This is a genomic window from Bacillus sp. AFS077874 (assembly GCF_002566505.1).
Lineage (GTDB): Bacteria > Bacillota > Bacilli > Bacillales > Bacillaceae_G > Gottfriedia.
The window spans coordinates 39,713-52,628 of record NZ_NUYF01000051.1 but is presented as its reverse complement, the minus strand read 5'-3'; the positions used below and the strand labels follow the sequence as shown (position 1 = coordinate 52,628).

13 protein-coding genes are annotated in these 12,916 nt (G+C 33.1%); 12 read left to right on the top strand and 1 reads right to left on the bottom strand.

What is annotated here, in order from left to right:
• Positions 1-489: 489 nt before the first annotated feature.
• The 9 genes from COJ46_RS21375 (at position 490) to rsmI (ending at position 7,540) form a co-directional block, all read left to right on the top strand.
• Positions 490-678 carry a sigma factor G inhibitor Gin gene (locus COJ46_RS21375; protein WP_286133695.1) on the top strand — a complete coding sequence of 63 codons (189 nt, stop codon included), beginning with the start codon at positions 490-492 and terminating at the stop codon, positions 676-678.
• Positions 679-1,017: 339 nt separating this feature from the next.
• Positions 1,018-2,436: an aminotransferase class I/II-fold pyridoxal phosphate-dependent enzyme gene (locus COJ46_RS21370; protein WP_176522694.1), complete on the top strand. Its 1,419-nt coding sequence runs from the start codon at positions 1,018-1,020 to the stop codon at positions 2,434-2,436.
• Between the two features lie 12 nt (positions 2,437-2,448).
• Positions 2,449-3,081: a dTMP kinase gene (gene tmk / locus COJ46_RS21365; protein ID WP_097979280.1), complete on the top strand. Its 633-nt coding sequence runs from the start codon at positions 2,449-2,451 to the stop codon at positions 3,079-3,081.
• 211 nt (positions 3,082-3,292) lie between these two features.
• The gene (holB, locus tag COJ46_RS21360; RefSeq protein ID WP_097979279.1) at positions 3,293-4,288 is read left to right on the top strand and encodes a DNA polymerase III subunit delta'; all 996 of its coding nucleotides are present in this window, start codon (positions 3,293-3,295) and stop codon (positions 4,286-4,288) included.
• Between the two features lie 3 nt (positions 4,289-4,291).
• Positions 4,292-5,119 carry a PSP1 domain-containing protein gene (locus tag COJ46_RS21355; protein ID WP_097979278.1) on the top strand — a complete coding sequence of 276 codons (828 nt, stop codon included), beginning with the start codon at positions 4,292-4,294 and terminating at the stop codon, positions 5,117-5,119.
• Positions 5,120-5,131: 12 nt separating this feature from the next.
• Positions 5,132-5,491, top strand: a complete 360-nt coding sequence (gene yabA / locus COJ46_RS21350) for a DNA replication initiation control protein YabA (RefSeq protein WP_069033942.1) — start codon at positions 5,132-5,134, stop codon at positions 5,489-5,491.
• Between the two features lie 184 nt (positions 5,492-5,675).
• Entirely contained in the window at positions 5,676-6,416 is a 741-nt protein-coding gene (locus COJ46_RS21345; protein ID WP_097979277.1) for a tRNA1(Val) (adenine(37)-N6)-methyltransferase, read from the top strand.
• A complete protein-coding gene (locus tag COJ46_RS21340) occupies positions 6,403-6,669 on the top strand; it encodes a GIY-YIG nuclease family protein (RefSeq protein WP_097979276.1) in 267 nt (88 codons plus the stop codon). The genes COJ46_RS21345 and COJ46_RS21340 overlap by 14 nt, the downstream gene beginning before the upstream one ends.
• Complete coding sequence (rsmI, locus tag COJ46_RS21335) at positions 6,665-7,540, top strand: 16S rRNA (cytidine(1402)-2'-O)-methyltransferase (protein WP_097979285.1); 876 nt, start codon at positions 6,665-6,667, stop codon at positions 7,538-7,540. The genes COJ46_RS21340 and rsmI overlap by 5 nt, the downstream gene beginning before the upstream one ends.
• A gap of 102 nt (positions 7,541-7,642) precedes the next feature.
• Here rsmI and COJ46_RS21330 read toward each other — a convergent pair whose 3' ends face one another.
• Positions 7,643-7,927: a transition state genes transcriptional regulator AbrB gene (locus COJ46_RS21330; RefSeq protein WP_069033946.1), complete on the bottom strand. Its 285-nt coding sequence runs from the start codon at positions 7,925-7,927 to the stop codon at positions 7,643-7,645.
• A gap of 302 nt (positions 7,928-8,229) precedes the next feature.
• On the opposite strand from COJ46_RS21330, the gene metG reads away from it, so the two are divergent.
• The 3 genes from metG to COJ46_RS21315 all read left to right on the top strand — a co-directional run bounded on the left by metG (position 8,230) and on the right by COJ46_RS21315 (position 12,796).
• Positions 8,230-10,206, top strand: coding sequence for a methionine--tRNA ligase (gene metG, locus COJ46_RS21325; protein WP_097979275.1), 1,977 nt, complete (start codon positions 8,230-8,232; stop codon positions 10,204-10,206).
• Positions 10,207-10,630: 424 nt separating this feature from the next.
• Entirely contained in the window at positions 10,631-11,401 is a 771-nt protein-coding gene (locus COJ46_RS21320; RefSeq protein ID WP_097979274.1) for a TatD family hydrolase, read from the top strand.
• Between the two features lie 186 nt (positions 11,402-11,587).
• Positions 11,588-12,796 (top strand): G5 and 3D domain-containing protein, encoded by a 1,209-nt coding sequence (locus COJ46_RS21315; RefSeq protein WP_141437852.1) that lies wholly within the window; start codon positions 11,588-11,590, stop codon positions 12,794-12,796.
• Positions 12,797-12,916: the final 120 nt, after the last annotated feature.

Here is a 12,916-nt window from a genome sequence, read left to right as displayed (position 1 = left end):
ATTCGGCTGATGTTTTTTTGTATTTACAAACATAAATAAATTTTATGAATCAAAGTGAAATTATGTGAAATTTGATCAATGTATTTAAGTAAAGCGAATTTCACGGATACTTCACTTAAAGGTATTTGTTTAAGTAGCAGTTCTTTCGTGGCACGGAGTTTACCTTATATGGTAATGAGCACCGCACAGGAAGGCAGGCGAAGTAACGAAGAAAACAATCATTTGGTGACGAGTCTAAGACTACAAACGAATTGTAGTCCTTTTATAGTAGTTGAAAGGAACAAAAATAAGATTAAAGTAGGAAAGTAGTATCATGTTAGAAAAAAATATTTAAAATATAGAGCACAAAATTAGAACTATTTTCATATATTACAAAAAAATAGGCCCTAAATTGTATAAAAAGTTTTTAATTTGCAAAACTATATAATAAATAAAATTGTTTAATCAATCGTAAATTGCACTGGAATAACACTTAGAGGAGGAATAAAGGTGAATGGTTTATCAAAATGTATAGTTTGTGAAGAGAAAAAGGAACATGGCATTCATATTATTGAAGCATTCGTTTGTGAAGAGTGTGAAAAGAAAATCGTAAAAACTGAAACAGACGCACCTCTATACAATTCCTTTGTAGAGAAGTTAAGATGTATTAGTACGGTGAAAGAAGAAATTGCGAATTAGAGATTAGCACGAGCGTAATAGACTAATAGTAGTAGTCTAATAAGTTTTTGTAAGTTAAAATAAGATATAAAGTGAAGGACCGATTCTATATACAGGTACCTCTGCCATAATTTATTACTGTTTGGTCACCCCTATAGTGACTAGGCCTTTAAGTAATGGAGAGAACTTGTAAATATAATCGGTTTTTATATTGTCTATAAAATATTGGTTTTCGAATTAGGTAATTGTATTAAAGTGTCGAAAAGTATGTTTGGAATGTTTAAATTAAAACCCAATAAAAAATATTCTAATATAACAATACATACAAATAAATTGCATAAATTAAAGGAAGCGTTATTGATGAATAAAATACCATTACTAAATGCACTGAAACAGTTTGCAAATAAAGAAACAATATCTCTACATGTTCCAGGTCATAAAAATGGAAAGCACTCTTTTATAAATGAATTAGGATTACCAAATATATTAAATTATGATGTGACGGAATTAAATGGCTTAGATGATTTACATTACCCTTCAGAAGTAATCAGTGAGGCTCAAAAAATGTTAGCGAAAGCATACAATGCAGAAGAAAGTTTCTTTTTAGTAAATGGATCAACTGTGGGTAACCTAGCTGCAATTTTAGCGTTATGTGGCGAAAATGACGAAGTATTGGTACAACGCAATTGTCATAAGTCAATTTTTCATGGTCTTTTACTTGCTGGAGCTAAGCCTATATTCTTGCCATTAGATATTGATGAAGAGTTAGGACAGCCACTAGGGGTAAACAGTGAGCAATCGATGAATGTAATAAAAAATTATCCAAAAGCAAAAGCAATCATTTTAACCAATCCTAATTACTATGGAATGTCTCAAAGTTTAAAAAATATAATTGAGTTGGCTCATAGTATGGAGATCCCAACGATCGTGGATGAGGCACATGGAACACATTTTATAATTGGGGATCCTTTTCCAAATGATGCACTCTCTATGGGTGCCGATATTGTCATACAATCAGCGCATAAAACTTTGCCTGCAATGACAATGGGTTCCTATTTACATATAAAATCAAAACTTGTTTGCAAAGATAAAGTAAGAGAAATGCTGAGAATGCTACAAAGTAGCAGTCCTTCTTATCCAATCATGGCTTCCTTAGATTACGCAAGGAGTTTTGTCGAAACATTTTCTCATGATAAGGTGAAAATACTTCAAAAGAAAATTGCCGAATTTATTAAAGAAGTTAATGATTTATCTAGTATCCAAATTGTTACATCAAGTCGTATAAACTATACACAAGATTTACTAAAAGTAATCGTAAAAAGTAAAAAAGGACAGACCGGTAAGCAATTACAGGAAATATTTGAAAATGAGGGAATCTATTCTGAGCTATCAGATTGGGGACATGTTCTGTTCATCCTTCCGCTAGATGAAAGAATGGATTTTAATGACCTTATTAATCGAATAAAAAAAGCAATTGAATCGATGGCTTATATTGAAAATAAACAACCTAAGCTTAATATACCTAATTTTACGAGTACAGTTTTACATAGTTACGCTGACTTAAAGAAAAAAAGGAAGTTGGTAAAAGATTTGGCAGATTCGGTAGGAGAAATCTCTGCAGAAAATATTGTTCCTTATCCACCAGGAATTCCAATTTTACTAAAAGGTGAACTAGTTACTACTAAGCATGTTGATTATATTCATGATGTATATCAATATGGAATGACGATTCAAAATTTGATTGAAGATAAAAATTTACAAATTGAAGTATTGGTTTAGGAGGAAACACACTTGAAATCTTTATTTATTACATTTGAAGGACCAGAGGGTGCAGGGAAAACAACAATTATAAATATGATATCGGAAGAACTTCGTAAAAGAAGTGTAAATTTTATATCCACTCGTGAACCAGGTGGTATACGGATCGCTGAAAATATAAGAAATATTATATTAGACACAGAGAATATTGAAATGGACAAGCGTACGGAGGCACTACTTTATGCTGCAGCAAGGAGACAGCATTTAGCAGAGAAAGTAATCCCTGCATTGGCAGAAGGAAAAATCGTGTTGTGTGATCGATTTGTAGATAGCTCGCTTGCATATCAAGGTGTCGGTAGAGGAATTGGAATAGATGAAATTTATAATATCAATCAATTTGCAATCGATGGTTTAATGCCTGATTTAACAATTTACTTTGATTTAGACCCTAAAGTTGGACTAAATAGAGTTCACCAAGCAGATGAAAGAGAAATCAATCGACTGGATTTAGAAGAACTAGATTTTCATTTAAAAGTTCAAAGTGGATATGCTGAAATCATGAAGAGAGAGCCTTGGCGCTTTAAACGAATTGATGCATCAAAGCAGGTCAATAAAGTATTTAATGATACCTTGAATGTCATTTTAGAAAAAATAGAAGAAATTTAATTATTTACAAAAATTGATTAGATGAACAATAACGTGACGGAACTGGTATAATAGAATAAGAAGAAAACTTTCGGAACTTAACTGGGAATTACTTGCATCAATAGAGAATTTAGGCCAAAAGTTAGGCTTAAGTAATTGGTAAAACGATTTTAAAAAACGATACAATTTAAAAATATCATTGATTAATTTATAGATATAAGTAGGTGTAAACATGAAAACATCTTGGGAGAAACTAAGCGAGCGTCAGCCAGTTGCCACAAAAATGTTAAAAAATGCAGTAATTAAGAACAGGGTAGCTCATGCTTACTTATTTGAAGGCCCAAGAGGAACGGGTAAACGCGAACTTGCATTATACTACACAAAAGTATTACTATGTGAGAATGTAAGTGGCGCTACACCTTGTGGAACTTGTCGTAATTGTAAGCGTGTCGATTCTGGTAATCACCCAAATGTTTATGTAATTGAGCCCGAAGAAGCCTCAATAAAGAAACATCAAATTCAACAATTACAAGAAGAATTCTCTAAAACAGCTGTTGAATCAAATCGGAAAATTTATATAATAGACCATGCCGATCGAATGACGACAAATGCAGCTAATTCTTTATTGAAATTTTTGGAAGAGCCGGTCTCAATTACAACTGCATTCTTATTAACTGAACAAGTACAACAAATTTTGCCAACGATACAATCTCGCTGTCAATCAATCCATTTTAATCCATTACCAACAAAATATTTTGAAGAACATTTAGTTAATATAGAGCTTCAATCAAACTTAGTACCATTATTAGCAAGATTAACAAATAGTGAGGCAGTCGCACTTCAAATTGCTGAAGAAGAATGGTTTGCACAAGCTAGAGATTTAGTGATAGAATTATATGAAGCATTATTAACGACAAAAAAAGATAGTCTTCTAGTCATACAACAAAATGTTTCTCGTCATTTTGATACGAAGGAACAGTTACAAATGATGCTTGATATGCTTGTATTAGCCTTTAAAGATATGCTATATATATATGCTGAGCAAGGTCAAAATGTTGTTTTTAAAAATGAAGAACCATTAATGAGACAAGCATTAAATCGTATTTCGTTAGAGAAAATAACGACTTGTTTAGAAATCATCCTTTTTGCTAAAAAGCGATTAACATCCAACGCAAATATGTTAATGGTTTTAGAGCAAATGATTATAGAGCTACAGGAGGGATTGTAGATTGTGTACGAAGTAGTCGGAGTACGTTTTAAAAAAGCTGGTAAAATCTATTATTTCGACCCAAATGGATTAGCAATCCCTAAAGATACTTTTGTCATCGTTGAGACGGTGAGAGGGATTGAATTTGGAAAAGTAGTTGTACCAAATAAAAAGGTCGGAGAAAATGACGTAGTCCTTCCGTTAAAAAAAGTTATGCGATTAGCTGATGAGCATGATCGTATGATTGTTGAAGAGAATAAACAATCAGCTAAAGAAGCTTATGAAGTTTGTTCTAGTAAAGTTATGCAACATGAACTAGACATGAAATTAGTTGATGTCGAATATACATTTGACCGAAATAAAGTCATCTTTTACTTTACAGCAGATGGTAGAATAGACTTTAGGGAATTAGTAAAGGATTTAGCTGCAGTATTCCGTACTCGCATTGAATTAAGACAAATAGGAGTACGTGATGAAGCTAAAATGCTCGGTGGGATTGGGCCTTGCGGTAGAATGTTGTGTTGTTCAACATTCTTAGGTGATTTTGAACCAGTATCCATTAAAATGGCTAAAGATCAAAACCTTTCTCTTAACCCGGCGAAGATTTCAGGACTTTGTGGCCGATTAATGTGCTGCTTAAAATATGAAAATGACGAGTATGAGGCTGCAAAAGAACAACTTCCAGACTTAGAGGATATCATCAAGACAGCAGAAGGTCCTGGAAGAGTAGTAGGATTGAACATCTTAGAACGAGTTATTCAGGTAGAATTGATCAAAAAAGAACGCGTTGTGGAGTATACCCTAGATGATTTAATTCACGAGGGAGTCGTGTCAATACAAACCACAGATTAAGAGGTGGTAAGATTGGACAAGAAGAATATATTCTTATCTCTTTCCAATATGGAAGAACAAATTCAAGATTTATCAACACAGCTTAGTGATTTAAAACAATATATTGCTGAGCTACTAGAAGAAAATCACTATACGAAAATTGAGAATGATCACTTACGAGAAAGATTAGGTCTAAATAAACGTATAGAAGAAAAAGAACAAATAAAAGACTCAAAGAAGAAAAAGGTACAAAAGGATAAGGATCTTGGGGAAGGCTATGATAATTTAGCAAGATTGTACCAAGAAGGTTTCCATATTTGTAATCTACATTATGGAAGCGTACGTCATGGTGAGGACTGTCTGTTTTGTTTATCCTTCTTTGATAAAAAGTAATGGTAGGCTATTCCGGAAGAAGCGAGCGATTACCTTTTTAGAAAACAGTTATGAAATCAGCTGTTTAAAAAGGGAAAGTGCGCTGGTTCCAAATGGAATAGCTTCTTTTTATGTATTGCTAGTTAATTGTTATCCAATTAGGCAATGCTAAAAGTTAATATTGGTATGAATTTGAAAGGAACTAATTATGCTTAAAGGTGACGAACGCTTAGATTACTTATTAACCGATAATATGAGGATTATTCAAAGTCCATCTGTTTTTTCATTTTCATTAGATGCAGTTCTTTTATCGAATTTTACATATGTCCCGATCCAAAAAGGTACAATTGTTGATTTATGCTCTGGAAATGGAGTTATTCCATTGATGTTACACCGAAGATCTAAAGCAAATATAATAGGTGTAGAAATACAAGAGCGACTATATGATATGGCTAAGAGAAGCATTGAATATAACAAGTTAGATGAAAAAATATCAATGATTCATGACGATTTAAAAAATGCACCAGATAAAATAGGTAGAGAATTTGTAGATGTTGTTACATGTAATCCACCATACTTTCAAGATATTCCGACTTCTGAACAGAATATGAATGAGCATTATGCAATAGCGAGACATGAGCTTAAAACGAATTTAGAAGAAGTAATCAATGCAAGTAAACAACTTTTGAAGCATGGTGGAAAATTAGCGATGGTTCATCGTCCAGGACGTATGTTGGATATTGTTACAACAATGCGTAAACATGGTATTGAGCCGAAAAGAATTCAGTTTGTCTATCCGAAAATGGGAAAGGAAGCTAATACACTTCTAATTGAAGGTATTAAAGGTGGTAAGGCTGACCTTAAAATTTTGCCTCCGATTTACGTATATGAGGAAAATAACGAGTATACGGATGAGTTAAAGGAAATTCTATATGGAAGATCATAAACACTATTTATACGTGCTAGAATGTTCAGATACAACTTTCTATGCAGGGTATACAACAAATATTGAGCGTAGAATAAAACAGCACAATGATGGAAAGGGTGCAAAGTATACAAGGGGTAGGACACCTGTAAATTGTATATTTTTTGAGGAGTACCCAACTAAAAGAGAAGCGATGCAAGCGGAATACGCTTTTAAGCAATTATCAAGAGAAAACAAAGAACGATATATGAGAGGAGGTACGAGTAATGATTAAAAGTCAAAAGAGCTTCTTAAATGAAGAATTAGGCTGTCTTTATTTAATACCAACCCCTATTGGTAACTTAGAAGATATGACGTTTAGAGCGGTACGAATACTAAAAGAAGTGGATTATATTGCAGCGGAGGATACTCGTAACACGAAAAAGCTTTGTAATCACTTCGAAATACTAACGCCATTAGTGAGTTATCATGAGCATAATAAAGAAAAAGCAGGGTTAAAGCTTGTAGAAGACTTGAAACGAGGATTAAAAGTTGGATTAGTAAGTGATGCAGGAATGCCATGTATAAATGACCCAGGTTATGAGCTTGTAAAACTTTGTTTAGAAGAAGGTATTTCAGTCATTCCTTTACCTGGTGCAAATGCTGCTTTAACATCTTTAATATCATCTGGACTACCTACTGATTCGTTTTTATACATAGGATTCTTGTCACGTCAAAAGAAAGATAAGAAGAAGCAATTGGAACCATTAAAGGGGCAACGTAGTACAGTCATTTTATACGAGTCTCCACACCGTTTAAAAGAAACGTTACACGTTATTCTTGAAGTATTAGGTGACAGAAAAATTGTACTTTGTAGAGAATTAACAAAGAAGTTCGAAGAGTTTTTACGTGGGACAGTTAGTGATGCAATAGACTGGGCAACGAATGAAGAAGTACGTGGAGAGTTTGTAGTTGTTTTAGAAGGGGCATCTGAAGAAGATGTGAAAAACAATGAGGAGTGTTGGTGGCAGGAACTAACCATTAACCAACATGTCGATTGGTACATAAATGAAAAAAATGAAAAAAGTAAAGATGCAATAAAACTTGTTGCGAAGGATCGTTCATTAAATAAAAGGGACGTCTACGCTGAATATCACGAAATTTAATAAGGTTTAAAAATGAAGTTAGGCTGTCTTATTTATTTGTAATTCTCTACTCATTTTTACTAGCTTTTAGAGAATGCAATTAAAATAGGCAGCCTCTTCAATTTAATTATTATCAGCTATAAATTGTTCAATCTCGAATTTTAGAAGTTCTGCGCCTTTTTTACTTAAAACAATTTTGCCATCAGCAACCTCAAGATTATTTTGAGAAATTTCTCCCGTCATCATACAAGTCATATTTGGTTCATACTTTTTTAGGATAATTCGATCATCCTGAACAAATATTTCAAGTGTGTCTCTTTCAGTGATATTTAGTGTTCTTCTAAGTTCAATTGGAATGACTACACGGCCAAGCTCGTCTACCTTACGGACAATTCCTGTAGATTTCATAATTAATCCTCCTATATAAAGTTTTTATGAAAATAAATGTACTATGTAGTCCAAAAGACAGAGCTACATAATGCTTCTATGTCAAAATGAGTTAATTAAAGAGAAAATGTATGTATATTTATGAGAAATAATAGAAATAGATGTTACTATTGTGTAAAATTTAACTTATAAAATAAGTATGAAGTTGTAATAGTAGATGGGGATATGCAGATAACTCATTTTTCATTTTATAATGAAATGCAAAATCATGCGAATAATTTAGTGTCAATATTTAGAAATTTTTGAAGGAGGATTTTTGGTCAATGAGTAATAAAACTTTTTATATTACAACCCCAATATATTATCCGAGCGGAAAATTACATATAGGTCATGCTTATACGACTGTTGCTGGGGATGCAATGGCTAGATATAAAAGACTTCAAGGCTTTGATGTTTTTTATTTAACGGGTACTGATGAACATGGTCAAAAAATTCAACGAAAAGCTGAGGAATTAAATGTCTCACCGCAAGCATACTTAGATGATATCGTTGTTGGAATTAAGGATCTATGGACAAAATTAGATATTTCCTATGATGACTTTATCCGTACGACGGAAAGCAGACATAAAGAAATTGTTGAGAAGATTTTCAAGCAATTACTTGATCAAGGTGATATTTATTTGGACGAGTATGAGGGTTGGTATTCTGTACCGGATGAAACATATTATACTGAAACACAAATTGTTGATCCACTATATAATGAAGAAGGAAAAATTATTGGTGGTAAGAGTCCGGACAGCGGTCATCCAGTAGAGTTAGTTAAAGAAGAGTCATATTTCTTTAAAATGAGTAAATATGCTGACCGATTACTGAAGTATTATGAAGAAAACCCAGAATTTATTCAACCTGAATCAAGAAAAAATGAAATGATTAACAATTTCATTAAACCAGGTTTAGAAGATTTAGCTGTCTCACGTACTTCATTCGACTGGGGTGTAAAAGTACCTGGTAATGCTAAACACGTAATTTATGTTTGGATTGACGCTTTATCTAACTATATTACAGCTTTAGGATATGGTTCAGATAATGAAGAAAACTATAAAAAGTATTGGCCAGCGAATGTTCATTTAGTTGGTAAAGAAATTGTACGTTTCCATACGATTTATTGGCCGATTATGTTAATGGCATTAGACTTACCATTACCTAAAAAGGTCTTTGCTCACGGATGGTTATTAATGAAAGACGGCAAGATGAGTAAATCAAAAGGAAATGTTGTAGATCCAGTAGTATTAATCGACCGATATGGCTTAGATGCTCTAAGATATTATTTATTACGTGAAGTTCCTTTTGGATCAGATGGTATTTTTACACCAGAAGGATTCGTTGACCGTATTAATTTTGATTTAGCAAATGATTTAGGTAATTTATTAAATCGAACAATTGCAATGATCCAAAAATATTTTGATGGTAATATTCCTGCAGTTAATGGAACAGTAACAGATTTTGATGAAAACCTTCAACAAGTGGCAAAGAACACGAAGGAAACTGTGGAAGCAGCAATGGAAAATATGGAGTTTTCAGTTGCATTAACAAATATTTGGCAGTTCGTTAGTCGTACAAACAAATATATTGATGAGACACAGCCGTGGGTACTTGCTAAAGACGAAAGCCGTGTAAATGAACTAGCATCGGTAATGGCACATTTAGCTGAGTCTTTACGTCAAGTTGGGATTTTATTAAAACCTTTTTTAACTCAGACTCCAGCGAAAATTTTCACTCAGTTAGGACTAGTTGATGAAAAGATTCTTTCATGGGACAGCCTGAATAAGTTTGGAGCAATTCAGGAGGATACGAGAGTACAAAAGGGTGAACCAATTTTCCCACGTTTAGAGACAGAGGTTGAAGTTGCATATATTAAAGAACAAATGCAAGGTACTGTAAAGCCAGTGGTAGAAGAGAAAGTGGAAGAAACTGTTCCTGAAATTACAATTGATGAGTTCTTTAAAGTTCAACTTAAGGTTGCTGAAGTAAAAGAAGCTGGTGCAGTAAAAGGAGCAAAAAAACTTCTAAAACTTCAATTAGATTTAGGAAATGAATCAAGACAAGTTGTATCAGGTATAGCGGAATACTATAAACCAGAAGACTTAATTGGTAGAAAAGTGATCTGTGTAACGAATTTAAAACCTGTAAAGCTAAGAGGGGAACTATCCGAAGGGATGATCCTTGCAGGAAGTATTGAAGGTAAACTATCACTTGCAACAATTGATCAATCATTACCAAACGGTACTATTATTAAATAATGTTACTAGGAAAAGTATTTCGTGTAAAAACTAACATGAAATACTTTTCTTTTTTGTTTTGTTTTACTGAAATAATTGTTGTATTGTGCAGAAAATTGTAAAAATATCATAAGAATCACAAATATGATAATATTTTGTTGATTTATGGCAGGTGTTAACAAGTTATTGTTAAAAAATGTCACTATATGAAGAAAATATTACAGGTTGATTACAATAGTAAACTAAAAAAATTATCAGAATTTTGTTTCAAAAAGTATGAAAGTCTTGATATAACATGGAATTAATTTAAAACATCTTTAAAAATTTATTAGAAATTGCTTAATTTTGACTGTTTTTTTTTGTAACGGAATTGTTAACTGTGCGTTAGGTAAGAAATTTTACGGTATGCTAGACTAAATCTCAGATGAGCAAAGGGGAAGTAAAAATGCTTTTTGATACACATGTACATTTAAATGCAGATCAATACAAAGAAGACCTTGAAGAAGTAATTAGTAGAGCTCTGGAAGCAGGAGTTGTTCATCAAGTGGTTGTTGGCTTTGATCGACCAACAATTACGAAAGCTATGGAATTAATTGAGAAGTATGATTTTCTTTATGCAGCTATTGGCTGGCATCCAGTTGATGCAATTGACGCAACTGAAGAAGATTTTGAATGGATTAAGGAATTATCAAAACATCCTAAAGTAGTAGCAATTGGTGAAACTGGATTAGATTACTACTGGGATAAATCTCCAAAAGAAATCCAAAAAGAAGTATTTCGCAAACAAATTCAATTAGCAAAAGAATGCGGACTACCGATTGTCATTCACAATCGAGACGCAACAGAAGACATTGTAACCATTTTAAAAGAAGAAAATGCATCAGAAGTAGGTGGCATCATGCACTGCTTCGGCGGAAGTGTGGAAACTGCAAAAGAATGTATTAAAATGAACTTCTATATTTCATTAGGAGGACCAGTTACATTTAAGAATGCAAAAAAACCAAAAGAAGTTGCGACAGAGATTCCGTTAGAAAATCTATTAATCGAAACGGATTGTCCATACTTAACACCACATCCGTATAGAGGAAAAAGAAACGAACCTAGCTATGTATCACTTGTTGCTGATGAAATTGCACGTTTAAAAAACATTTCAGTTGAAGAAGTTCAAAAACGAACTTTCGAAAATGCGTGTAATATCTTTCAGATTAACAAATGATTTCATGAACTAGTACGAATACATAATATTCGTCACAGTTCACGTATGAAGAGTTGAAGAATTTGTCGAAAGAAAACTCTTCTACTTCTAAATCTAGTAAACATACATTCAGTAGAGTAGAAGCACTAGTTAATAGGTTTGGAGCTAGTCAATCTTTTTTCTCAGGCGAAAAGGAGGAGTAAAATCGTGATAGACGCGAATAGGTTACTTTCTAGACTTGGGAGTAGTAAAAAACTAGCAGTACAACTTGCAGGAGCTTTAGTTTTCACTGGATCAGTAGGTACAGGAGCATATGAGGGACTTAAAGAACAAGTAACTCTTGAGGTAGACGGGAAGGAACAGGTTATTCAAACACATGCAAATACTGTGGCTGAATTATTAAAAGAACAAAATATTAATATTACGAATGCAGATGAAATATATCCGTCAGCCAAAACGAAAATATCAGACGATATGGATATTACAGTTCATTTAGCAAAACCTGTTAAACTTACGATCGATGGGCAAGAAAAAGTCATTCAGACAACTGCTCAAACGGTAAAGGAATTATTAAAGGAACAAAATATTAAGATCAATCCTGATGATGTTATAATGCCTGCACTGTCAACACCGTTAGAGGAAAATGGTAAGGTATCTTACGAAAAAGCATTCCCTATGGTATTAAATGACGGAGGAGTTTCTAAAAAAGTATTTGCAACTTCGACTACTGTCGCTGACTTTTTAGAAAAGCAGAACATTACACTAAACGAATTTGACCGAGTTGAACCAGGTGCCGGCGAAATGATCAAACAAAATGATACAGTTCGAGTTATCCGTGTCGAAAAAGTCAACGATGTGGTGGAAGAGCCTGTAGATTTTAAAGAAAAAGAGCAAAAAGATTCTTCTATGTATAAGGATGAATCTTCGGTCATTTCAGAAGGTGTAAAAGGACTTGTTAAACGTAACTTTGAACTGATTAAAGAAAATGGTAAGGTAGTTTCTAAAACGCTAGTTGATGAAACTATTTTAAAAGAACCAGTTGATCGAGTAGTTGCAGTTGGAACAAAGTCTGTACCAAAATCAAGTGCATTAGTAAAATCTAGTGCGCCTAAATCAAGTAGTAAGGTAAAAGAAATGTATGTTGAAGCAACTGCATATTCTCCTTACGATGCTGGGATGTCTGGTGTAACAGCTTTAGGTATTAATGTTCGTAAAAATCCTAACACAAAACTGATTGCAGTTGATCCAAAAGTGATCCCTTTAGGATCTAAGGTTTGGGTTGAAGGATATGGTGTTGCTATTGCTGGTGATACTGGTGGAGCAATTAAAGGTAGAAGAATCGATATTTTAATGCCTACAAAAGACGATTGTTTTGATTTTGGTCGTCGTACTGTAAAAATTCGTATTATTAGCTAATATTTTTAAAATAGATCGTTGATTGAATAAAAGTAGAAGGATAAGTCCTTCTGCTTTTTTTTATACTACTTTTAAGAGAGTATGAAGTTTTATTATCCTTATGGTATGATTACATATACT